Source organism: Kribbella italica (genome assembly GCF_014205135.1).
GTDB classification, from domain to species: domain Bacteria; phylum Actinomycetota; class Actinomycetes; order Propionibacteriales; family Kribbellaceae; genus Kribbella; species Kribbella italica.
This window is the reverse complement of record NZ_JACHMY010000001.1, coordinates 3,694,830-3,717,916: the sequence shown is the minus strand read 5'-3', so window position 1 is coordinate 3,717,916 and position 23,087 is coordinate 3,694,830. Positions and strand designations below refer to the sequence as shown.

Sequence of the window (23,087 nt, the reverse complement as noted above, 5' to 3'; positions counted from 1 at the left end):
GTTGCCGGGCTGGCTTCTGAGAATCATTCACATGTCTCTGGAAGCGCGGATCCACGGTCTGCTGCCGGCGCTGAGCCCGGCACAGTCGCTGGTCGCGCACGAGGTCCTGCGCGACCCGGCCGCCGTGGCGTCCTCGACGATCGGTGAACTGGCCGCACGCTGCGGTACGTCGCTGCCGAGCGTGACGCGGTTCTGTCTCGCGCTCGGGCTGGGCGGCTACGCCGAACTCCGGTTGGCGCTGGCGGCCGAGGGTGGTCGCGGCAGCACGAGCTGGGAGCGGGGGACCGGCACCGAGGTCAGCCCTGACGACACGCTGGACGACCTGCTCCGGACGTTGCTGCGCGCCGACACCAAGGCGCTTGAGGACACGGTCGCCCAGCTCGACGTCACGACGCTCGGGCAGGCCGTCTCGGCTCTCGTCGATGCCCGACGCATTGACCTGTACGCCGTGGGCGGGTCGGCGTCCGTCGCCGACGACCTGCGGCTGCGACTGCACCGGATCGGGCACGTCGCCTGCGGGTGGAGCGACGTGCACAACGCGCTGACCAGCGCGGCCCTGCTCGGCGCCGGAGATGTTGCCCTCGGCATCTCTCATACCGGGGAGACCAACGAGGTGCTGGAACCGTTGCGCAGGGCCCGGGCCCTGGGGGCGACCACCGTTGCCGTCACCAACTACCCGCGGTCCCGGCTGGCACGCGAGGCCGATCTCGTCCTGGTCACCGCCGCGCGCGACATCACCTTCCGGACCGGTGGAATGGCCGGCCGGCACGCGCAGATGATCGTGCTCGACGCGCTCTACCTGGGAGTCGCCCAGCGCGACTACCAGCGCTCCGTCCAAGCCTTCGACCGCACCGCAGAAGCGGTCGCCGACCATCGCACACCCCACCGCTGAGCTCCACCGCCCTGGAGGAACCATGCAAAGCCCTCACCAGAAGCTAGGACCGAGCCGCCGTACGCTGCTCCTGGGCGCCGGCGCCGCGGCTGCCGCAGCAGCGACTGCAGCGCCCGCCGCAGCAGCACCCGCCGCCCAAGCCCCGCCCGTCTCCGGCCCCACCGAAGCATCCCAAGTAGTTGCCCCTGACAACTTATCTGTCCCCTCACCGGACGACCTGCCCCTCACCGGCGGCCCCGACTTCCCCATCGGCCTCTTCTGGCCACCCCACCCCTACGAGAGCACCGCCAAGCGCTTCACCGAGATCGCCGACGCCGGCTTCGACTTCGTCATCTCCGGCAACTACGCCGGCGACGGCAACATCTTCCAGTACCAGCTCGACCTGGCCCGGACCGCCGGCCTGCAGATGCTGATCTCCGACGACATCCAGATCCGCAACATGTCCCGCTGGTTCTCGATCTCCGACCAGCCGACGGACTTCCTCACGATCACCCCGGCCGAGGCGCGCGAGTTCTACACCCGCGCCCGCGACGCGTACGGCCCGTACTCCTCGCTGGCCGGCTTCAACTTCTACGACGAGCCCGGCGCCGGCTGGTACCCGACCTTGGCGAAGGCGCTCGCCGTCTCGCGCGAGCTCGCCCCGCACCTGCTGCCGTACATCAATCTGCTCCCGTCCGACGACCCGGCGTACTACAACTCCTTCGTCGACGTGGTGAAACCCTCGCTGGTCTCCTTCGACCGCTACCCGCTGCTCTCGGACGGCCGCGAGGACGGCAACTACTTCCACAACTGGGCGATCGTCCGCGACGCCGCCCTGCGCGGCAACGTGCCGGCGTGGGTCTTCATCCAGACCCTCGCCTACAACGGCCACCGCGAACCGACGGCCGCCGAGCTGCTCTGGCAGATCAACATCAGCCTCGCGTACGGCGCCAAGGGCATCCAGTACTTCACCTACTGGACGCCGGAAGCCGCCCGCGGCGAAGGCTTCGGCCCGGCGCTGATCACGGTCGACGGCAAGCGCACACCCCGGTACGCCGCCGCGAAGAACATCAACAACTCCTGGCTGCACCCGGTCGGACGCCAGCTGAAGCCACTGGTCTCGGAGTCTGTCGTCCACGCGAACGAGACCCCGCTGCCGAACGGGACCGTCGGCTTCACGCCCACGGATCTCGTCACCGGGGTCACCGGCTCGCCGACGGTGATCGGCACGTTCCGCTCCCGGGATGCCGCGTCGACCGACCGCTGGTTGCTGGTCGCCAACCGCTCCCACTCGGCGGCCTCCCGGACGACGCTCACGTTCAACCCGGCGAAGGTGACCGGCGTCGACGTGTTCCACCCGGTCTCGGCGAAGTTCGGCGCGAACCGGGGGAGCGGCCTGCCGGTCAACCTCCCGGCGGGCGGCGCGCAGTTGCTCCACCTGCACACCCGCTGATCCCGGGCTCGCCGGGTCTGCGACCGCTGAGCCCGCCGCGACGGCTGCTCCTTCGGGTGGAGCAGCCGGCGGGCGGGCGTACGGCGTACGGGTGGACCTGCACAGAACCTTCACGAGTCGTCCCCGGTTCCTGACCAGTCCGGCTCCTAGGCTCGCAGCATGCCAGTCAACGCAGCGGGCGCGAGGATCCTCGTCGTCGAGGACGAGCCGGTCATCAACCAGGCGGTCGCCGACCGGCTGCGAGGATCCGGGTACGACGTCGTCCAGGCCTGGGACGGACCAGGCGCGGTGACGCAGTACGAGTCGGCCCAGCCCGATCTCGTGGTGCTGGACGTGATGCTGCCTGGGTTCGACGGCCACGAGGTGTGCCGCCGGATCCAGGCAGCGCGCCCGGTGCCGGTCCTGATGCTGACCGCTCGCGACGACGAGGCCGACATCCTGATCGGCCTGGGGGTCGGCGCCGACGACTACCTGACCAAGCCGTTCCGTATGCGCGAACTGGTCGCGCGGGTCGGAGCCCTGCTCCGCCGCGTCGAGCGGGCCGCCGAGCTGGCGAACCGCGTGGACACCCCCGACCTCGGTGACCTCCGCGTCGACGCCGCCGCTCGCCGGGTGTGGGTCGGCGACGCGGAGATCCACCTGACGCCGACGGAGTTCGACCTGCTGCTGTGCCTGGCGCGCACTCCTGGCGACGTACTGACCCGCGAGAACCTGTACGCCGAGGTGTGGGGCTGGCCGGGTGCGTCCGGCACCCGCACGGTCGACAGCCACGTGAAGGCGCTGCGCGCCAAGATCGGCCCCGACCGCATCCGCACCGTCCACGGCATCGGCTACGCCCTGGAACCAGGCGGCAGCGCATGAACAACCCCAGCGAGCCCTCGCCTTCCTTCACCCCCGTCGACCGAGCCCCGCGGTCCGCACCTCTCGATCAGGTGCGCTCCGTCAAGGCCAAGCTCGGCCTGCTCGTGGCGGTCAGCACCACCCTGGCCTCCGTACTGGCCGCGGTCGGCGCCGTCGGCAGCGTGCCAGTCTGGCTCAGCATCCCCGTCACTGTCGCGCTGGCACTCGCGGTGACCCAGTTGCTCGCCGTCGGCATGACCTCCCCGCTGCGCGAGATGACGGCCGCAGCCCGCGGCATGGCGCGCGGTGACTACTCGGTCCGCGTCACCGCCTCCTCCAGCGACGAGGTCGGCGAACTCGGCCGGGCCTTCAACCGCATGGCCGAAGACCTCGCCGCCGTCGACCGCCAGCGCCGCGAACTCGTCGCCAACGTCAGCCACGAACTCCGCACCCCCCTCGCCGCCCTCTGCGCCGTACTGGAGAACCTCGTCGACGGCGTCGCCGAGCCCGACCCCGTCGCTCTCCGCACAGCGCTTGACCAGGCCGAACGCCTGTCAGCGCTGGCCTCCGACCTGCTCGACCTGGCCCGCGTCGACGCAGGCAAAGCCAAACTGACCACCACCCAGGTCGTCGTACAGGACCTGCTGGACCGCGCCGTCGCCGAGGCGCGGGTGACCGGCCGCCAAGTCCGGTACGACGTACGCGTGACCCCGGTGGCCCTGACCGTCCCGGCCGACCCCGCGCGACTGCAGCAGCTGATCGCCAACCTGCTCGACAACGCGTCCCGCCACAGCCCGGCCGGCGGGGAGGTTCGCATCAGCGCCCAGCGGTCGCCCGACGGCTGGCGCCTGGAGGTCGCCGACGACGGCCCCGGCATCCCCGCCGCCGACCGCGATCGCGTGTTCGAACGCTTCGGCACCCTCGCCGAAACCGACGGTGGCGGCGGTACCGGCCTCGGCCTGGCGATCGCCCGCTGGGTCACCGACCTGCACGGCGGCACCATCCACTTCGTCGACCCCGAGCCGCGTCGCAGCGGCGCCCGGGTTCGCGTCGACCTGCCGAACCGCCCCCGCCCGTTCGCCCCAGCACGAAGAGAGGCACAGAAACCGACCATGACGAAACCTGGTGACAGCCCAGAGCGGCCCACTGCGGGCTCCGACGCCGCCTCCAACGCTCCATCCGATGCCACACCGGCCGCCAGCAAGCCGCTGACGTTGCCGAGTGCTGGGTCCGGTACGGCGACCATCGCTCCGCCCGGCACCGCATCCGCTGCTGTGCCCCGTGCACCCGAGTCCGGGATGGACCTGATGTTCGGCAAGTTCTGGCCCGACGCGCGGGTGCCGGGCAGCTTGCGGGCCGTGCTCTGGTGCCTGGGCGTCGGCCTGCTGGCCGGGATCGTGCTGCCGTTCCGCGATCTCGGGCTGGGCACGTTCGTCGTCCTGGTGGCGGCTGGGGGAGTGATCCTCGGGTTCAGGGTCAACCGGCGGTCGCGGTTCACCCTGACCTGCGCGGCGCTGTGCTTGTTGCTGGCAGCAACAGTCGTCGTACGGGACGCCGAGTGGATCGCCGTCCTCTGCCTGTTCGCCGGTGGCGCGTTGTGCATGACCGCGCTGGTCAACGGCCGCAGCGTGCCGTCCTTCGTCCTCGCCGGCTTCGCTTGGCCGCTCGCTGCTCTCCGTGGCCTGCCCTGGCTGGGCCGTTCGGCCCGGGCCGTCGGTGGTCTGCGGGCCAACGCGGCGATGGTGCGCACCGTCGTCCTCTGCGTCCTGGGAGTGCTCGTCTTCGGCCTCCTGTTCTCCTCGGCCGACGCCGTGTTCGGCGAGTGGGTGGGCGCGATCGTCCCCGACCTCGAACTCGACTCCTTCGTCCTCCGCGCCTTCATCACCGTCGCCGTCGGCGGCGTCGTCCTCGCGGCGACGTACCTCGGACTCAACCCGCCGGACGTCGAGGTCGACTCCGGTACGGCGCGCCCGGTCGCCCGCCGGTACGAGTGGCTCGCCCCGGTCCTGCTCGTCGACGGCGTGTTCCTCGTCTTCCTCGCCGCCCAGGCCACGGTGATCTTCGGCGGCCACGACTACCTCGAGCGCATCACCGGCCTGACGTACGCCGAGTACGTGCATCAGGGCTTCGGGCAACTAACCGTCGCGACCGCCCTCACCTTGCTCGTCGTCTGGGCCGCCGCCCGCAAAACACCCCGTACGACGTCCGCCGACGTCCTCTGGCTGCGTGTCTCACTCGGACTGCTCTGCGCCCTGACGCTCGTGGTCGTTGCCTCGGCGCTCTATCGCATGCACGTCTACCAGCAGGCGTACGGGTTTACCGAACTGCGCTTGCTCGTGGATGTATTCGAGGGCTGGCTCGGGCTGCTCGTCATCGGCGTGATGGTTGCCGGCATCACCTTGAAGGCCGGTTGGTTGCCTCGTGCCGCGCTGCTCAGCGGTGCGAGTCTCTTGTTGATGCTCGCGGCAATCAACCCTGATGCGTGGATCGCCGAGCACAACGTCGACCGGTACACCGCCACCGGCAAGGTCGACTGGTGGTACCTGCAGAGCCTGTCCGACGACGCCGTACCGGTCCTCGCCACGCTGCCCGACGAGGTCGAGCACTGCGCCCTGTCCGGCTACGAACGCAGCACCGACGACTGGCTCGAGTGGAACCTCGGGCGTCATCGGGCCCAGGACTTGATCAGCCCGAACTCGACGGGCCGCATCTCCCCGGATCCCAACTGCCCGACGGGCTGACCGATCGCGCGGCCTCCGGGTGGTTGCTCGGATGCGTGCCGGCTTGCCTTCCACAGCGCTCGCGCGATCCGCGGGTGGTTGCTCGGGGGTGCGCCGGCTTGCCTTCCACACTGCTCGCGCGAGCCCCGGGTGGTTGCTCGGGCGTGTGCCGGCTTGCCTCCGACAGCGCTGGCCGGTGCCCGCTCGGGGGGTCGCCGTGCTTGAACTCGGTCGGCCGAGTCTTCACGGCATCGCGTGGCACGGATCGACGCGCGCCGGACGGCGGTGGCACGCTCGACCTCGACCGTCAGTCGGTCGACGTCTCCGGACCCGTGTAGACCCCCAGCGTCCGGAACCGCAGCGGCGGTGCGGCGTACTCCTCCAGCGCGTGCGCGGTCCAACCGATCATCCGGGCTATCGCGAACAGCGCCTCACCGGCCTCACCCGGCAGATCGTGCGCGTGCAGTACGGCGGCCAAGGCCAGGTCCGAGTTGGGGAAACTCGGCACGCGAGCCGTCAGCTCCTCGACGGTCGCGACGACGGGATGATCCCCGAGCATCCCGAGCAGCACCTCCGCGCGCGGATCGCGCTCCTGGTAGATCGTGTGCCCGAACCCGGGAACTGGTTCCCCCGACCGGAGTTGGTCGGACAACGCCTTGGTCGGATCGTCGAGCGCGCGCCCGAGGAAGTCGTAGGCCAGCGTCGGAGCGGCTCCGTGCAGATGCCCGTCGAGCGCACCGAGCCCGGCCGAGATGACGGCGTACAGGTTGGCGCGGCTGCTGGCGGCGACGCGCGCCGCGATCGTCGACACGGCGAGCCCGTGGTCGGCGAGCAGGATGACAGCGGCATCCAGCAGCTCCGGCAGAGGCGCGGCACCCGGCGCCAACTTCGGTGCAGCATTTGGGGCGAGCTTCAGCCGGAGGCGGCTGCCGAAGGTCTGCGAGGAGTCAGTATCAGGCCCCGAAAGTGCAGTGACGAGGACGCCGAGCAGACGGCGAGCGGTGAGTACGACAGCCTGAGGTGAGAGGTCGTACCGGAGCGGATCCCCCGCGCCCAGTACGGCGACCGCGATCCGCAGCTTGTCCGTCAACCGAGCGGCCGCCGGAGCCGCCCCCATCGCCCGCCGCGCCAATCCGACTTCGTCAACCGGCGCCGGAAACCCCACCGGCCCTGCCCCGACCCCGGCCCCGGCCCCCGCACCGACCCCGGCCCCGGCCCCCGCACCGACCCCGGTCGCCGCCCCGGCTCCGGGGGGCGCCGAAGGGGGAGTCGGCGTGGGCAGGGTGCCGGTCCAGAGGAGGGTGGCTACTGATTCGACGGTGTGGGTGGTGGTCAGGTCTCTGACTCGGTGGCCTCGGTAGTAGAGGTCGTCCTCGGTGATGAGGGTCAGTTGGGACTCGATGCGTTCGATGGCGCCGGGGTGGTCGACGGTGCGGCCGGCCAGGCGGGCGACTTCGGCGGCTACGAACAGGCTGCCGCGGCGGCCTCGGGCTCGGGTGCTGGTGAGCAGGCCTCGGCTGACGTACGCGTAGACGGTCTCGGGTTTCACCTTCAGGCGTGCGGCGACCTCGGCGGTGGTGAGGTAATGCTCGTCACTCGGATCGGGCACGCCAGGCTCCAGGAACGTTGATGTTGACTTGATCAACATTGACAATAGTGGATTCAGCGATCAATTTGAATCCATGTCAATCAATGTGGATCAACTCTTCGAGGTCCCGCCCGGGCTGCGGAACGTCGTCGTGACGGAGACCGAGCTGGGCGACGTACGCGGTGACGAAGGCTTCTACCACTACCGCCAGTACTCGGCGATCGAGCTGGCGAAGACGAAGACGGTCGAGGACGTCTGGTTCCTGATGCTCGAGGGTCGGCTGCCGACCGCGGGGGAGCGGGAGCAGTTCCTGGCCGAGGTCGCTCCGCTGCGGGTGCTGCCGGACGAAGTGCGGGAGATCCTGCCCGCTGTTGCCGCGGCAGGCGCGGCGGCCGGCGTACGGGAGAAGCCGCTGGCCGGACTGCGGACGGCCTTGTCGGTCCTGGCGGCCGCGCGCGACCTGCCGCCGTTGTGGGACGTCGACCGGGCGCGGCGCAAGGCCGACGCCATGCTGGTGTGCGCGGTGACGCCAACGATCCTCGCGGCCCTGCACCGGCTGCGGCGGGGCGATCAGCCGCTCGAACCGCGCGACGACCTCAGCGCGGCGGCGAACTGGCTCTACCTCGTCAACGGCGAAGAGCCGTCCGCGCAGCAGGTCGCGGCGATCGAGAGCTACCTGATCGCGACGATCGACCACGGGTTCAACGCGTCGACGTTCACCGCGCGCGTGATCGCGTCGACCGGGGCGGACGTGGTGTCGGCCGTCGCCGGAGCGCTCGGTGCGTTCTCGGGTCCGTTGCACGGTGGCGCGCCGGATCGAGCGCTGGCCAGCCTGGACGAGATCGGTACGCCGGACCGCGCGGACGCGTGGGTCCGGGCGAAGGTCGCGAGCGGCGACCGGATCATGGGCTTCGGCCACGCCGTCTACCGCACCGACGACCCGCGCTCGCTGATGCTCCGGGACATCGCGCAGGGTTTCGGCGGGGACCTCGTCGACTTCGCGGTCACGGTCGAGCGCACGGTGGTCGACGTACTGGCCGAGCTGAAGCCCGGGCGGAACCTGTACGCCAACGTCGAGTTCTACGCCGGTGTGGTGATGGAGCTGTGCGGGCTGCCGCGCTCGATGTTCACGCCGACGTTCGCCACCAGCCGGGTGATCGGCTGGACCGCCAACATTCTGGAGCAGGCGGACGAGGGCAAGGTGATTCGCCCGGCCGCCCGGTACGTCGGCCCGCCCCCACCCGCGCCGATCAGCTGACGGGGCGGCTCAAGCACTTCCGCGGCCTCGGAGTTGCCCCATGACCCCAGGCAGGACCTCACTGGCGATCAACTCAAGGCTCTCCATCGCCCGGACGTGCGAGAGTCCCGGCAGCCGAGCCCAGTGCGCGAAATGCTCGAACCGTACGTCGTGGTGAAGCGCGACGAGCCGCTCCGACACCTCCTCAGGCGTCCCCACCAAGTAGTCGTCCCGCCGGGGCTCCGGCAGGTCGCCGCGTCCGCCGTACGTGGCGATCTGCCCTTCCAGGTAAGCGATCCCCGGCGCCGCCTCGGCCCACGCCTGGTCGGCGTCGTCCGCGACGTGCAGGACCTCAGCTGAAGTGGAGATCCGGGTTGGTCAGCTTGCCGAAGCGGAGGGCCACCAGATCTCGCGGGTAGTTCTGCCGGAGGCGCCATGGGCCCGTGGTGCCCTGGCGGGGGAGTAGCGCGGCGGCGCGCTGGATGTAGCCGGAGGTGAGGTCGACGACCGGGCGGGCGGGTTTCGTGTACTCCTCGGCGGCGATCTCGGGGAGGCAGACCTCTGTCCCCGTGCGCGCCATGTGGTTGAGCAGCCGGCACACGTACTGCGACGTGAGGTCGGAGCGCAGGGTCCAGGAGTTGTTCGTGTAGCCGATGCACCAGGCGAGGTTGGGCACGCCGCTGAGCATCATGCCGCGGTAGACGAAGGTGTCGCCGACGGAAACGGCGCGGCCGTCGACGGTCAACGCGATCTTGCCGAGGGCAACCATCTTCAGGCCGGTGGCGGTGACGACGACGTCGGCGGGGAGGTGTTCGCCGGACCGCAGGAGGATGCCGTCGGGAGTGAAGGTGTCGATCTCGTCGGTCTGAATCGACGCGCTGCCCTTGCGGAAGGCCCGGAACAGGTCGGAGTCCGGGACCAGGCACAGCCGCTGGTCCCACGGTTTGTAGCGCGGGACGAAGTGCGGATCGGCGGGGATCGACGACGGGAGCTGGCGGGCCGCCGCCTTGTTGAGGAAGGCCGCGGCGTGAGCGGGAAAACGGCGGAAGGCGCCGTACGCAAGGGAGCTGAAGGCCACGTTCTTCCCACGGATCACGCGGTGGGCGAGCCCTTCCGGCAGGACAGCGCGCAGCCGGTCGGAGACCGCGTCAACGGCCGGCCGGGAGGCGATGTACGACGGCGAACGCTGCAGCATCGTCACGTGCTCGGCCCGCCCGGCCATCGCGGGCACCAGCGTGACCGCCGTCGCGCCGCTCCCGATCACGACGACGCGCTTGCCGGTGTAGTCGAGATCGTCCGGCCAGTGCTGCGGGTGCACCACCCGCCCCTCGTACGACGACAGGCCCGGGAAGTCGACGACGTACCCGCTGTCGTAGTCGTAGTAGCCGCTGCACACGTACAGGAAGTTGCACGTGTACGACTCCGCCGGCGTCTCCACCGTCCACCGCGCGTCGGCCGTCGACCAGGACGCCGACACGACCCGGCGCCCGAAGCGGATCTTCGACGTGATCCCGTACGTCGACGCGGTCTCGCGCAGGTACTGCAGGATCGACGGCCCGTCCGCGATCGCCTTGGCCGCCGTCCACGGGTGGAACGGGAAGCCGAGCGTGAACATGTCCGAGTCCGACCGGATCCCCGGGTAGCGGAACAGGTCCCAGGTCCCGCCGAGGTCCTCGCGCCCCTCCAGTACGGCGTACGAGCGCTCGGGGCTCTGCGTCTGCAGGCGGTACGCCGCACCGATGCCGGACAGGCCGGCGCCGACGATCAGGACGTCCAGGTGCTCCACGCGTGCCTCCCTGCCGCGGCCGGGGGCCGCTTGTTGAGTGCTTCGTCAACAATACGCCACGCCCGGGCACCCCGGGTCACGTGACCCACACGCAAAGTTGCCGAACGGCTTTGTCGATTCCGCCCGGGCGCGATCGTCAGCAAGATGTCAGTAGAACCCCACAACGAGGGAGCCCGTGATGGCGCAGTACATGTTCATGCTCTTCGACAGCGAGGAGTGGTACGACCAGGTGACCGCCGAGGAGTGGCAGCAGCAGATGAAGCTGCACACCGAGTTCATGGCGGCTGTGGAAGCGGCGGGGGCACGGGTCGTCGGCGGCGAGGCGCTGCTGCCGTCGTCGACCGCGAGCACGATCAAGAAGGGCGAGGGTGAGCCGCTGGTCACCGACGGCCCGTTCATCGAGACCAAGGAAGCGCTCGGCGGGTTCTACATCGTGGAGGCCAAGGACCTGGACCAGGCGCTGGCCCTGGCCAAGCTCGTCCCGTCGGGCAACATCGAGGTCCGTCCGGTGATGGACACCTCGGAAGGCGCCGCGCCGCCGGCGTAGGTGCTTGTCGGTGGGGTCCCCGCCGGGGACCCCACCACGAGAGGAGCTGCAGGGTGGGAGCAAGTGCTCGGGTGGTGGCCGAGCGGGTCGAGGCGGCGCACCGGGAGTGCTGGTCGGTGGTGCTGGCCTCGACCGTGCGGGTGACGCGCGACCTCGATCTCGCCGAGGACTGTGCGCAGGAGGCCTTCGTCCGTGCCCTGCGGACCTGGCCCGAGCAGATCCCGGACAACCCGGCCGGCTGGCTGACGACCGTCGCCAAGCGGCTCGCGCTGGACAAGCTCCGCCGCGAGACGACGCTGCGGCGCAAGCTCCCGCTGCTCGTCGAGGAGGTCGGCAGTACGGCGTACGGCGGTCAGGCAGACGACCAGCCGACCGACCCGCTCCGGCTGGTGTTCACCTGCTGCCACCCGGCGCTGGCGCGGGACGCCCAGGTGGCGTTGACGTTGCGCCTGATCTGCGGCCTGACGACGCGCGAGGTCGCGGCGGGCCTGCTGATCAGCGAGGCGACGGCGGCGGCGCGGATCACCCGGGCGAAGAAGAAGATCGCCGCGGCCGGGATCCCGTACCGGATTCCGGCCGACGACGAGCTTGCGAGCCGGCTGGACGTCGTACTGACGGTGGTGCAGCTTGTTTACACCGCCGGGCACGTCGCGGCCGGGCCGGAGCTGACGCGGGCGGACCTGACCGGGCGAGCGATCGAGCTGGCACAACTGCTGGTGCGGCTGATGCCTGACGAGCCCGAGCCGCAGTCCCTGCTGGCGTTGCTGTTGATGACGCAGGCGCGAGGCGACGCGCGGGTGAGCGAGGACGGCGAACTGGTGCTGCTCGCCGACCAGGACCGCTCGCGGTGGGACATCAAGATGCTCGCCGAAGGCGTCAGCCGCGCGACGGCGGCACTGCGGCAGGGGGAGCGGAGCGCCAGAGCAACCGGCGGTCAGTCGCCGGGGCCCGGCCGATTCGCCTTGCAGGCGGCCATTGCCGGGCTGCACGTGACCGCGCCGAGCTGGGAGCGGACCGACTGGGTGCAGGTCGTCCGGATGTACGACGCGATGCTGGTCGGCTGGCCGTCGCCGATCGTCGCGCTCAACCGGGCGGCGGCGCAGAGCCTGGTCCCGGGCGCGGACCTGGCCGAGGTCCTCGGCGAGTTGGATGCCCTGGGCAAGGAGTCGGCACTGAAGGCGTACGCCTACCTGCCGGCCGCGCGCGCCGACGTCCTGGCCCGGCTGGGCCGGCCGGACGAGGCCGCACGCGAGTACGACGCGGCGATCGCACTGACCGCGAACGGCGCCGAGCAACGTTTCCTGAGTCGTCGGCGGGCATCGTTGCCGACCACGCACGGCGATGCTGTTCCGGACTAGTACGGCGACCCGTCGCGCAGGTTGTGGAGTACAGAGGGGTCGGCCAGCAGGACCGGCAGCCGGCGCGCGTTGAGGGGCGAGACCAGCCCGGCCAGGTCCTCCGGCGCGTACCAGTCCAGGCCGAGGATCTCGAAGCCGTCCGGTCGCAGCGTCGAGAGCAGCGACGCGTCGTGCACCCCGCCGTCGTACAGGATCTCGATCGCGTCGCCCCAGCCCTCCCAGCGCGGCAGCCAGTCGATCGCGAGCACGCCGTGCACCGGCAGGGCCGTCCCGAGCTCTTCCTCCATCTCGCGCCGGGCGCCGGTCAGTGGGTCCTCGTCCGGCTCGACCACGCCACCGGGCAGCTCGAGGTCCTTCTTGTAGCTCACCTTGCACAGCAGCACACGCCCGGCCGGATCCCGTACGACGACGTGGGCGATCACGCGCTTCTTCGGCAGCACCGAGTCCATCAGCGCGGTCCAGCCGGACAACGTGTCGGCCCGCGGATCGTCGCGCCGCAGCCCGTACACCGCGACGTCCCGCCGCTCACCCTGCAGGACGGCGCCGCCGCGCAGCAGCCCCTCGCGCCGGAAACCGGAGCGGATCGCGACCCGCGCCGCGGCCCGGTTGTCCGGGTCGACGTGGACCTGCAGCCGGTCGAGCCCGAGCTCGCCGAACGCGTAGACCACCAGCACCCGGACCGCGCGCCGCGCGATCTGGCGGCCGCGATAGGGCTTGTACGTCGTCCAGGTGACCGCGCCGACGCCCGGTGAGATCCGCCGGACCTCGACCGTCCCGACCGGGCCGGTCTCGCCGGCCAGCTCGACGACGAAGTTCACCACCGACCGCTCCTCGGCGTACGCGCGCCGCGACCGCTCGACCGCGTCGGCCAGCTCGGACCGCGGCGGCGTACCGGCCAGGCCGAACCAGCGGACCATCTGGTCGTCGGCGAGTCCGTGCGCGATGTCGAGGTCCTCGTCGCGCCAGGGGCGCAGCGTGAGGTCTCCGTCGGTCAGCGTCGGTTGCGGCGGCACACCAGTCACGTCCGGAACGGTACCCGACGCAACTTCATCGGCCTCCGATGCATCGAGCAGGTGTGAACAGGACCCTTCCCACCCTGGCCGCCGCCGGCGTACTGCTGGCGGCCCCCTGGGTGCTCCCCACGACGGCTTCGGCCGCGGCACCGATCAGCGACGTGAAGATCAGCTGGTCCGACGCCACCCACACCAAGATCAAGGTCACCTGGACCGAGGCGGCCCCGGTCGCCAACACGGTCGAGATCCCCGGCGAGGAACCGGTCACGGTCGCTGCCGGCGCACCGAACCAGGCCCTGCTGCCCACGGCAACCGTCGGCCGGACCTCCGCCGACGGAAAGCATCAGATCGCGGTCCGCGGACCGAACGGTGCCGAGGCGCGTTCGGTCGAGTTCGACAGCTACGTCTACGCGCCACCGTCGATCCAGGTGAGCTTCCCGGCGTACGACCAGCTGCGCTGGACCGTGCCCGTGGACACCGCCGTCGACGGTACGCCGAACGACCCGCTGGACCTCCCCGGCCCGACGAAGTACGAGGTCACCTGGGGCAACGGGACCGGCGACCCGGACCCGCTGCACGGGCCGTTCCCGAACTCCTGCGGCGGGGCGTCCACCGCGACCACGTCGCCGACCGGCACGATCGCGAAGCCGGACGGCCCGTACGAGCTGATCGTCGGCGGGGTGAACGAGTGGGGCTCGGCCGCGGTGAAGGCCGTGCCGGTGGACACGATCGACGACGTGTCGGTCGTCGAGCCGGGCCGGACCTCGTACGGCGCGACGACCACGCTCACCGGGCACGTCGGGGGTTCGGTCCTCGACATCGAGGAGTACCGCGGAGTGTGCTGGAAGTACTCGGGCGCGCGGACGGACACGACGGTCGTCGTGCACCAGCGGACCGGCAACAACGAGCCCTGGACGGTCGTCGGCACCACCAAGACCGATGTCCGGGGCAACTACTCCGCGACCTTCAGGAACCCCGGCCACCGTCAGTACCGGGTCGTCGTCGCGAACAGCCTGCCCCGCGCCGACGACTACCGGGGTGCGATCCGGTTCGGCGCCGACAGCCGGACCGTCGCCGTCCGCTCGCAGACCCGGATCGTCTCGGCCAAGTTCATCAACCCGGTGGTTGCCCTCGGCACCCAGCCGCAGGCCTACCTCTGGGCCGACCCGGCCGGCTCGCAGAGGGCGGCGCTGCAGTTCAAGAACGCGAGCGGCGCCTGGCAGGGCCTGAGCTACAAGACCCTGTCCGCCGGCCGCGGGCTCCTCACCTTCCCGTGGAACAAGCGGGGCGTGACCCAGTTCCGCTGGTGGGTCCCGGGCTCTCCGACCGTCGACGAGATCTACGGCGCGGCGTTCACGCTGACCGTGCGCTGAACCTTTCGGCCGTGTCCCGCATCGAGCTTGGTAAGACCACTCTGGGGGACACATGCTGAAACGAACGCTCGGCCTCGCGCTGCTGCTGACCACACCGGTCGCCGTCCCCGTCCCGGCGCACGCCGCCGGGACGGGGATCGGCCCGGTGACGATCGCGTGGTCCGACGCGACGCACACCACCGTCAAGATCACCTGGACCGAGTCCACTCCGTCCGCGAACACCCTCACGCTGACCAACGGCAGCGGCGGGAACGGCTTCGGGACCACCACGGCCGCGCAGCCGAACGAGTACCTGGTCAGGTCGGACAGTGTCTTCAACAGCACCGACCCGGCCGAGAAGGTCTGGATCGAGGTCGCGGACGCCTCCGGCGCGAAGGGCCGGTCGGTGGACTTCGACCGCTTCAACTACGGCGGGGGATCGGTGAAGCTGGCGTTCACCGCCGATCGCAAACTGCAGTGGACGATGCAGGCCGACACCTCGGTCGACGGGACGCCGGACGACCCGCTCGACCTGCCGAAGGCCTACACCTACGTGCCGCGGCAGCGGGTCGACAACGATCCGGTCGGCACCTACGACTGCGAGGACACCGAGCTGCCGAGGACCAGCGTCCCGACCGGCACCGCGCCGAACCCGGGCAAGCCGTACAACCTCTCCCTCGACGTCGTCAACGAGTGGGGCACGGCGGCGTACACCTCCGTCCCGGTCACGTTCACCAAGAGCATCACGCTCGCCGGCCCGGCAGCGACGCCGTACGGCGGGACCACCACGCTGACCGGGGTGCTGACCGGGTCGTACCTGTACGAGTCGGGCCATCCGCCGGCCTGCGAGCAGGTCACCGAGCCGGTCCTGAACCAGCCGGTGGTGATCCAGCAGCGCACGTCTCCCACCGCGCCGTGGACGACGGTCGGCACCACCAAGACCGACAACAGCGGCAAGTACACCGCGGTGATCAAGAACCCCGGCCACCGCGAGTACCGAGTGATCCGGCTCGAGACGATCCAGCTCGACACAGCGGCGTACGGGGGAGTGGGCGGCAGCAAGTCGGTCCGCGCGACCACCCGCGTGGTGTCGGCCAAGTTCATCCAGCCGACAGTGAACCTGGGCACGCAGCCGCAGGCCTACCTGTGGGTCGACCCGGCGGGCACGCAGAAGGCGGCGCTGCAGTTCAAGAACGCGTCGGGTGCCTGGCAGGGCGTCGCGTACAAGACCCTGTACGCCGGTCGCGGCCTGCTCGCGTTCCCGTGGAACAAGCGCGGCACGACCCAGTTCCGCTGGTGGGTCCCGGCCACGGCCGCCGCCGATGCGACGTACAGCAACGCCTTCACGCTGACCGTCCGGTGATGCCGCAACTTTCCGCGGACCGGGTGCATCGTGGTTGGTACGGACGAAGGGGACGAGGATGCTGAAGAGATCGATCGCGCTCGCGGGGGCGGCGGCGCTGGTGAGCGTGCTGGGCGCGCAGAGCGCGTCGGCCGGTCCGGCGCGGGCCGCGAGCGTGACGAACGTCCAGGTCGAGTGGGTCAACAGCGACCACACCAACATCCGGATCACCTGGGCCGAGTCCCAGCCGGCGGCGAACACCCTGGTCCTGCGCAGTGAAGCCGGCGAGGGCGGGAACGAGTTCGGCCACACCACGGCCGGGCAGGCCAACGAGTACATCTACGACTCGGCGAGCCTGGGCACCAGCGGCGACCCGGCCGACAAGGTGTGGATCGAGGTCAGTGACGGCTCCGCCACGCCGGGCCGGACCGACGACTTCGACCGGTTCAACTACGGCGGCTATCCGACCACGGTGGCGTTCGAGGCCAACGGCTCGCTGCGCTGGACGGTCGCGCCGGACACCACGACCGACGGTACGCCGGACGATCCGCTCGACCTGCCGAAGACCTACACCTACGCACCGCAGCAACGGGTCCGCACCGACGATCCGAGCATCCCCGGGTGCGACGCGATCAACCTGCCGCAGACCACGACCCCGACCGGCACGGTGCCGAACCCGGGCCACGTCTACAACCTGTCGATGGTCGTCGACAACGAGTGGGGCGGCGCCCAGGGGCCGATCATCGGCGTCGGGAGGACCAAGAGCCTCACGATGACCGGTCCGGCCGCGACGAAGCTCGGCGAGAAGACCACACTGACCGGGGTGCTGACCGGCGCTTCGCTGTTCGAGTCGGGCCGTCCGCCGAGCTGCAACGAGCTGACCGAGCCGGTGCCGAACCAGCCGGTGGTCATCCAGCAGCGGACCTCGGCGACCGCGGCGTGGACCACCGCCGGCACTACCAAGACCGATGCCCAGGGCAAGTACACCGCCGTGCTGACGAACCCGGGTCACCGTGAGTACCGCGTGATCCGGGTGAACACGGTCTCCGGCGGCACCGCGTCGTACGGGCTGACCGGCGCGAGCAAGTCGGTCCGCGCGACCACCCGCGTGGTGTCGGCGAAGTTCATCAACCCGGTGGTCAACCTCGGCACCCAGCCGCAGGGGTACCTCTGGGTCGACCCGGCGGGCAGTCAGAAGGCCGCACTCCAGTTCAAGAACGCGTCGGGCGCTTGGCAGGGCGTCGCGTACAAGACCCTGTACGCCGGCCGCGGCCTGCTCGCCTTCCCGTGGAACAAACGCGGCGCCACCCAGTTCCGCTGGTGGGTCCCCGCCTCCTCGAACGCCGACGCCACCTACAGCGGAGTCTTCACCCTGACCGTCCGCTGACCCGAGATCGTTGCAGGCGGTGCCCTCAATCCCCCGGCCCCGCCTGCAACTTCGTTCCGCACGCAACTTTGCGGGCGCCCGGCGGCATCTTTGTTCTCGCAGACGTCTAGTGAGGAGCAGGGATGGCACAGAGGGGAATCGCCCTGGCGGCGGCCGCGGTCGCGGTCCTGTCCGGGTTGAGTACGCCGGCGCACGCGGCGGGGGAGATCGGCGCGGTGACGCTGGGCTGGCAAGCCGGCAAGGTCAAGGTCACCTGGACCGAGGCCGCGCCCGTCGCCAACACGATCACGCTGAGCACCGGCCAGGAGCTCGGCACGACCACGGCCGACGGCGCGAACGAGCTGCTCGTCGACCGCGCGCTGATCGGCACGAGCGCCGACGCGGCGGACTCGGTGACGATCGTGGTCTCGGACGGCGCCGTCGCGTCGGCCGCGTCGCCGGCGTTCGACCGGTACCTGCCGCAGCCCGCCAAGGTGACGACGACCCTGGTCGACCCGGACGAGTCCGTCCGCTGGAGCGTCCCGGCAGCCGGCGCCGACCAGACGCCGGACGACCCGCTGGACGTCGCGGCCGGTCCGTCGTACGCCGCGAAGGGCTACGGGACGGGAGGTGGCGGCTGCGCCGCGACCGCGCTGCCGAACTCGACGCCGACGAGCGGGGAGATCGCCCGCCGGACCAACCCTTACGTGATCAAGGTGGCGGCGTCGAACGAGTGGGGCACGGTGCCGTCCGCGAAGGAGGCGCGCGGGTCGGTCGCGGTGAGCGAGGTCGCGGTCAGCGCCAGCTCGGGGACCGGCTTCGGGTACGGGCAGACCGACCTCCTGTCGGTCGGCTACGGCGTCGGGACCATCAGTGGTGACCCGGACACTTGCCTGCGGTTCACCCAGTGGAGCGACGGCGTCGGTCCGATGACGCTCGAAGCCCGCAACAACCCGACCGCCGCGTGGACCTTCGTGAAGGTCCTGCAGCCGAACAGCGTGGGCGCCTACCGCCTCAGCGTGCCGAACGTGGGCGCTCGGGAGTACCGAGCCATCCGCGCGACAATCGTCCGCCCGGACGGCTTGATCGTGTACGGCGCCACCTCGCCGGCGAAGCCGGTCCGCTCGATCACCCGCGTCGTGGACGCGAAGTTCATCACGCCGGTCATCCCGCTCGGCACGCAGCCGCAGGCCTACCTGCGCGTCGACCCCGAGGGCTCACAGCAGGCCGCGCTCCAGTGGAAGAACCCGAGCGGTGTCTGGCAGGGCATCTCGTACAAGACGCTCGCCTCGGGCCGCGGCCTCCTGTCCTTCCCCTTCAACCGCCGAGGCACCGCCGAGTTTCGCTGGTGGACGCCGGGGATGACACTCCCGTCGGGCCTGACCGTCGAGGCGACGTACAGCCCCGTCTTCAAACTGACGGTGCAGTGACCCCGAACATCTGCCGCGCGTTCTGCAGGGACTCGGTGACGATCGGCTGACTGTTCTCGATCATGGCGTGCTCGTACGCCGCGAGCGCGTCGTGGAGACCGGCGGACCCGGTGAGCGCGCGGGTCAGCTCGGCGGCGTCCCACAGCGCGGTGTTGGCCCCAGCGCCCGCAGCCGGGGTCATCGGGTGGATGGCGTCGCCGAGCAGCGTGACGCGGCCGGTCGTCCAGGGCTCGATGTGCAGGCTCGAGCGCAACGTGATCGGGAAGGCCGCCGACTGGTCCGCGGCGGCGATCAGCCTTCGTACGGTCGGGTGCCAGTCGGCGGTCTTCGCCGTGACGGTCTCCCACAGCTGCTCCGGCCGCATGCTGAACAGCTGCTCGTCGGAGTGGCCGAGTGCCTCGGGCGATCCGGTCAGGACGGCCATCAGGTAGTCGCCGTACTCCTCGGGCGGGGTCCGGAACAGCACCGGCGCGAACGCCGCGCCGACCCCGCCGGGGCCGTCGCTGACGAAGCTGAAGCCGCGCAGGAAGGCCGGCGGGACCAGGCCGCGCAGCTCGTCGGTGAGCGGGATCTTGCCGTAGACGCAGCGGATCCCGATGTCGATCACCTCGTACGACGGCAGCAGCTGGCCCCGGATCCGGGAGCCGACGCCGTCGGCGCCGACGAGCAGGTCGGCGGTTTCCGTCGTACCGTCGGCGAAGCGCAGCTCGACGCCGTCGTCCAGCGCGCGGTAGCTCTCGAACGGCCGGCCGAACTCGAGTCGCGCGTCGAGCCCGGTCATCAGCGCCCGGCGGAACGCGTACCGGTCGACCGCGCTCACGGTCTCCGGCCCACCGCCCGGGAAAGTCTGCTCGAACGTCGGCCGCAGCTGCCGGTCGAACCCGGAGACGAGATCGCCCGGGTGCGTCGCCGTCTCGATCACGCGTCGCCGTACGGCGGACGGCAGCACCGCGGCCAGCGCCTCCTCGCCGACCGGGCTGATGTGGATCCGGTACCCCTGCCGACGATGCCGCGGCGACGGATCCCGCTCGTACACCCGGACGTCGAGGCCCGCGCCGCTCAGTCCGTGCGCGAGCGCGAGCCCGCCGATCCCCGCGCCGACAATGGCCACCCTCATCTGCCGCTCCTCTTCATCCGTTCAGCTGGCACTATCATCCATATGGTTGACTAATTCCGCAAGAAGGATGGTTAGGCTTCGGGACATGACGGTCAGGCGAGCCCCGGCACCCGACGCTCGGCAGCGCGACGCCGAGCGCAGCAAGCAGGCGCTGCTCGACGCGGCCGTGGCCGAGTTCGGCGCGCACGGTTTCGGCGGCGCCCGGGTGACCGAGATCGCCGCCCGCGCCGGCGTGAACAAGCAGCTCATCTCGTACTACTTCGGCGGCAAACAAGGCCTGTACGACGCCGTCACCGACCGCTGGCGCGACAACGAGCCCGCCGTCACCCAGGACGCCACCACCCTCGGCGAGGTCGTCGCCGCCTACGCCCGCGAGACCCTCGCAGCGCCCGACCTGGCCCGCCTCCTGGTCCGCCAGGGAATCGATCAGGACGAACCCGACGACCCTGCCCGCGACACCCGCTTCCAGGCAGTCCTGGCCGACTTCCGGCACCGCCAGGAGACCGGCGAGCTGGCCGCGGACCTCGACCCGGCCCACGTCGCCCTGGCCCTGTTCGCCCTCTCCGCCGCGCCGGTGACCTTCCCCCAGATCGCCCGCTCCCTGGGCCTGGACCCGGACGCCCCCACCTTCGCCGACCAGTACGCCGAGCAGCTGATCCGCCTCGTCGCCCGCCTGGCGGAGTAGCAACATTCCGCGCGCACGTGCATCGGGTGTGTTCTCGCTGAAGGTCTCTTAACCGTCGTACCGGAACCAGACGGCGGCCAGCGGCGGCACCGAGATCTCGGCGCTGCTGGCCATGCCGTGCCACGACGTGCCGTTGGCGTCGACGCCGCCGAAGTTGCCGACGCCGGAGCCGCCGTACGTGGCGGCGTCGGTGTTGAGGATCTCGTGCCAGTGTCCCTCGAACGGCAGGCCGAGGCGGTAGCCGTGGTGGGGGACCGCCGAGAAGTTGACCACGCAGGCGATCGTCGCCTCACCCTCGCCGCCGAAGCGGACGAAGGAGAAGGTGTTGTTGCCGGCGTCGTTGGCGTCGATCCAGGTGAAGCGCTCGGGCACGTGGTCGTTGCCCCACAACGCCTTCAGGTCCTTGTACGACGTGTTGAGGTCCTTGACCAGCTGCCTGAGCCCTTGGTGGTCGGCGTGGTCCAGCAGCCACCAGTCGAGCTCACCCTTCTCCGACCACTCCGACTCCTGACCGAACTCGCCGCCCATGAACAGCAGCTGCTTGCCCGGGTGCGCCCACATCATCGCCAGGTAGGCGCGCAGGTTCGCCAGCTGCTGCCAGCGGTCGCCGGGCATCTTGCGCAGCAGCGAGCCCTTGCCGTGCACGACCTCGTCGTGCGACAGCGGGAGCACGAAGTTCTCCGAGTAGGCGTACATCATCGAGAACGTCAGCTCGTGGTGGTGGAACTGGCGGTGCACCGGCTCGTGCTCGAGGTAGCGCAGCGAGTCGTTCATCCAGCCCATGTTCCACTTGAACCCGAAGCCGAGCCCGCCCAGGTGCGTCGCGCGGGTGACACCCGGCCACGACGTCGACTCCTCGGCGACCGTGATCACGCCGGGCACCCGCTTGTAGAGCGTCGCGTTCATCTCCTGCAGGAACGAGACGGCCTCCAGGTTCTCGCGGCCGCCGTACTGGTTCGGGACCCACTGGCCCTCCTGGCGCGAGTAGTCCAGGTAGAGCATCGAGGCGACCGCGTCGACCCGCAGGCCGTCGATGTGGAACTCCTCGGCCCAGTACAGCGCGTTCGCGACCAGGAAGTTGCGCACCTGCGGCCGGCCGAAGTCGAACACCAGCGTGCCCCAGTCGGGCTGCTCGCCGCGGCGCGGGTCCGGGTGCTCGTACAGCGGCGTCCCGTCGAAGCGGGCCAGCGCCCAGGCGTCCTTCGGGAAATGCGCCGGCACCCAGTCGACCAGGACGCCGATACCGGCCTGGTGCAGCGCGTCGACCAGGAAGCGGAAGTCGTCGGGGTCGCCGAAGCGCGAGGTCGGCGCGAAGTACGACGTGACCTGGTACCCCCACGAGCCGCCGAACGGGTGCTCCATCACCGGCATCAGCTCGACGTGGGTGAAGCCCATCTCGTTGACGTAGGCAACGAGTTCGTCGGCCAGCTCGCGGTAGCTCCTGCCCTTGCGCCACGAGCCTAGGTGCACCTCGTACACGCTCATCGGCTCGGCGTACGCCTGCGCGGCCGCGCGGCGCTCGAGCCACTCGGCGTCCTGCCACGTGTACGTCGTCTCGTGCACGACCGAGGCGTTCGCCGGCGGCACCTCGGCCAGGTTCGCCATCGGGTCGGCCTTCTGCCGCCAGACGCCGTCGCGCCCGCAGATGTCGAACTTGTACCGCGTGCCGGGGCCGACGCCGGGAACGAACAGCTCCCAGACGCCGCTCGATCCCATCGTGCGCATCGGGTGCGCGCGGCCGTCCCAGAAGTTGAAGTCGGCGGTCAGCCGGATGCCCTGCGCGTTCGGCGCCCAGACCGCGAACGACGTGCCGGTCACGGTGCCGCCCGGGCCGTCGTACCGGCGGACGTGCGCGCCGAGCACGGACCACAGCTGCTCGTGCCGGCCCTCACCGATCAGGTGCAGGTCCATCTCACCGAGCGACGGGAGGTACCGGTACGGGTCGTCGACCTCGAGCGCCGGGCCGTCGGTGTAGGTCACCTCGAGCCGGTAGTCGGGCACCTTCTCGACGTCCAGCACGCCGACCCAGATGCCCTCGAACTCGTGCTCCAGCTCGACCCGCTCGTCGTCGAACAGCACGGTCACCGTCGCCGCGAACGGCCGCAGCACCCGCAACGTCACCGACCCGTCGCCCAGGTGCGGACCGAGGACCTGGTGCGGATCGTGGTACGTCCCCGACACCACCCGCTCGAGCACCGATCGATCGACCTCGACCCGCTGCACCCCGGCCGCCGCGGCGGCCGGCACGACCTGCCCGGTCGTGGTCGGAACCGCCTGCTCAGCAGGCGTCCTGACCGGTTCGGTCATCGCCTCCGACAGCGGCGTCCGCGCCTCGGTGTCGTGCTCGTCGCGCTCGTTCGATCCCATGCACCCAATCCTGCC

General features: G+C 70.7%; 18 protein-coding genes. 13 read left to right on the top strand and 5 right to left on the bottom strand.

All coding sequences use genetic code 11. From position 1 onward, the window contains the following. The first annotated feature begins 31 nt into the window (after nucleotides 1-31). From HDA39_RS17135 to HDA39_RS17120, 4 genes are all read left to right on the top strand, one after another. Nucleotides 32-892, top strand: coding sequence for a MurR/RpiR family transcriptional regulator (locus HDA39_RS17135; protein WP_184796203.1), 861 nt, complete (start codon nucleotides 32-34; stop codon nucleotides 890-892). Nucleotides 893-914: 22 nt separating this feature from the next. Beyond that, nucleotides 915-2,324: a hypothetical protein gene (locus HDA39_RS17130; protein ID WP_202893026.1), complete on the top strand. Its 1,410-nt coding sequence runs from the start codon at nucleotides 915-917 to the stop codon at nucleotides 2,322-2,324. A 159-nt stretch (nucleotides 2,325-2,483) separates the two neighbouring features. Next, complete coding sequence (locus HDA39_RS17125) at nucleotides 2,484-3,185, top strand: response regulator transcription factor (protein WP_184796202.1); 702 nt, start codon at nucleotides 2,484-2,486, stop codon at nucleotides 3,183-3,185. After that, nucleotides 3,182-5,905: a DUF4153 domain-containing protein gene (locus HDA39_RS17120; protein ID WP_202893025.1), complete on the top strand. Its 2,724-nt coding sequence runs from the start codon at nucleotides 3,182-3,184 to the stop codon at nucleotides 5,903-5,905. Before HDA39_RS17125 ends, HDA39_RS17120 begins: the two co-directional genes overlap by 4 nt. A 286-nt stretch (nucleotides 5,906-6,191) precedes the next feature. Here the strand turns inward: HDA39_RS17120 and HDA39_RS17115 are convergent, their stop codons facing one another. Next, on the bottom strand, nucleotides 6,192-7,493 hold the full coding sequence (locus HDA39_RS17115) for a citrate synthase (protein WP_337925774.1): 1,302 nt from the start codon (nucleotides 7,491-7,493) through the stop codon (nucleotides 6,192-6,194). A 73-nt stretch (nucleotides 7,494-7,566) separates the two neighbouring features. On the opposite strand from HDA39_RS17115, the gene HDA39_RS17110 reads away from it, so the two are divergent. Together HDA39_RS17110 and HDA39_RS17105 are read left to right on the top strand one after the other, a co-directional pair. Then, on the top strand, nucleotides 7,567-8,730 hold the full coding sequence (locus tag HDA39_RS17110; protein ID WP_184796200.1) for a citrate/2-methylcitrate synthase: 1,164 nt from the start codon (nucleotides 7,567-7,569) through the stop codon (nucleotides 8,728-8,730). A gap of 132 nt (nucleotides 8,731-8,862) precedes the next feature. Then, nucleotides 8,863-9,069, top strand: a complete 207-nt coding sequence (locus tag HDA39_RS17105) for a hypothetical protein (RefSeq protein WP_184796199.1) — start codon at nucleotides 8,863-8,865, stop codon at nucleotides 9,067-9,069. On the opposite strand, the gene HDA39_RS17100 is transcribed toward HDA39_RS17105, so the two are convergent. Beyond that, nucleotides 9,062-10,495 carry an NAD(P)-binding domain-containing protein gene (locus tag HDA39_RS17100; protein ID WP_184796198.1) on the bottom strand — a complete coding sequence of 478 codons (1,434 nt, stop codon included), beginning with the start codon at nucleotides 10,493-10,495 and terminating at the stop codon, nucleotides 9,062-9,064. The genes HDA39_RS17105 and HDA39_RS17100 overlap by 8 nt on opposite strands. A gap of 178 nt (nucleotides 10,496-10,673) precedes the next feature. Here HDA39_RS17100 and HDA39_RS17095 point away from each other — a divergent pair, with 178 nt between their 5' ends. Both HDA39_RS17095 and HDA39_RS17090 read left to right on the top strand, forming a co-directional pair. Beyond that, nucleotides 10,674-11,042, top strand: coding sequence for a YciI family protein (locus HDA39_RS17095; protein ID WP_184796197.1), 369 nt, complete (start codon nucleotides 10,674-10,676; stop codon nucleotides 11,040-11,042). Nucleotides 11,043-11,095: 53 nt separating this feature from the next. Further along, nucleotides 11,096-12,400 carry a sigma-70 family RNA polymerase sigma factor gene (locus HDA39_RS17090; RefSeq protein ID WP_184796196.1) on the top strand — a complete coding sequence of 435 codons (1,305 nt, stop codon included), beginning with the start codon at nucleotides 11,096-11,098 and terminating at the stop codon, nucleotides 12,398-12,400. Here HDA39_RS17090 and HDA39_RS17085 read toward each other — a convergent pair. Next, a complete protein-coding gene (locus tag HDA39_RS17085; protein WP_337925773.1) occupies nucleotides 12,397-13,422 on the bottom strand; it encodes an NUDIX hydrolase in 1,026 nt (341 codons plus the stop codon). The two genes, HDA39_RS17090 and HDA39_RS17085, sit on opposite strands and share 4 nt — an antisense overlap. A 53-nt stretch (nucleotides 13,423-13,475) precedes the next feature. Here HDA39_RS17085 and HDA39_RS17080 point away from each other — a divergent pair, with 53 nt between their 5' ends. From HDA39_RS17080 to HDA39_RS17065, 4 genes are all read left to right on the top strand, one after another. Continuing rightward, nucleotides 13,476-14,786, top strand: coding sequence for a hypothetical protein (locus HDA39_RS17080; RefSeq protein WP_184796195.1), 1,311 nt, complete (start codon nucleotides 13,476-13,478; stop codon nucleotides 14,784-14,786). A 52-nt stretch (nucleotides 14,787-14,838) separates the two neighbouring features. Further along, on the top strand, nucleotides 14,839-16,128 hold the full coding sequence (locus HDA39_RS17075; RefSeq protein WP_184796194.1) for a hypothetical protein: 1,290 nt from the start codon (nucleotides 14,839-14,841) through the stop codon (nucleotides 16,126-16,128). Nucleotides 16,129-16,186: 58 nt separating this feature from the next. Continuing rightward, nucleotides 16,187-17,494, top strand: coding sequence for a hypothetical protein (locus HDA39_RS17070; RefSeq protein ID WP_184796193.1), 1,308 nt, complete (start codon nucleotides 16,187-16,189; stop codon nucleotides 17,492-17,494). Nucleotides 17,495-17,616: 122 nt separating this feature from the next. Then, entirely contained in the window at nucleotides 17,617-18,903 is a 1,287-nt protein-coding gene (locus HDA39_RS17065; protein WP_184796192.1) for a hypothetical protein, read from the top strand. On the opposite strand, the gene HDA39_RS17060 is transcribed toward HDA39_RS17065, so the two are convergent. Further along, the gene (locus HDA39_RS17060; protein ID WP_184796191.1) at nucleotides 18,884-20,020 is read right to left on the bottom strand and encodes an FAD-dependent oxidoreductase; all 1,137 of its coding nucleotides are present in this window, start codon (nucleotides 20,018-20,020) and stop codon (nucleotides 18,884-18,886) included. The two genes, HDA39_RS17065 and HDA39_RS17060, sit on opposite strands and share 20 nt — an antisense overlap. 85 nt (nucleotides 20,021-20,105) lie before the next feature. On the opposite strand from HDA39_RS17060, the gene HDA39_RS17055 reads away from it, so the two are divergent. Beyond that, nucleotides 20,106-20,705 (top strand): TetR/AcrR family transcriptional regulator, encoded by a 600-nt coding sequence (locus HDA39_RS17055; RefSeq protein WP_184796190.1) that lies wholly within the window; start codon nucleotides 20,106-20,108, stop codon nucleotides 20,703-20,705. A 48-nt stretch (nucleotides 20,706-20,753) separates the two neighbouring features. On the opposite strand, the gene glgB is transcribed toward HDA39_RS17055, so the two are convergent. Continuing rightward, on the bottom strand, nucleotides 20,754-23,072 hold the full coding sequence (gene glgB / locus HDA39_RS17050; protein WP_184796189.1) for a 1,4-alpha-glucan branching protein GlgB: 2,319 nt from the start codon (nucleotides 23,070-23,072) through the stop codon (nucleotides 20,754-20,756). Nucleotides 23,073-23,087 lie beyond the last annotated feature (15 nt).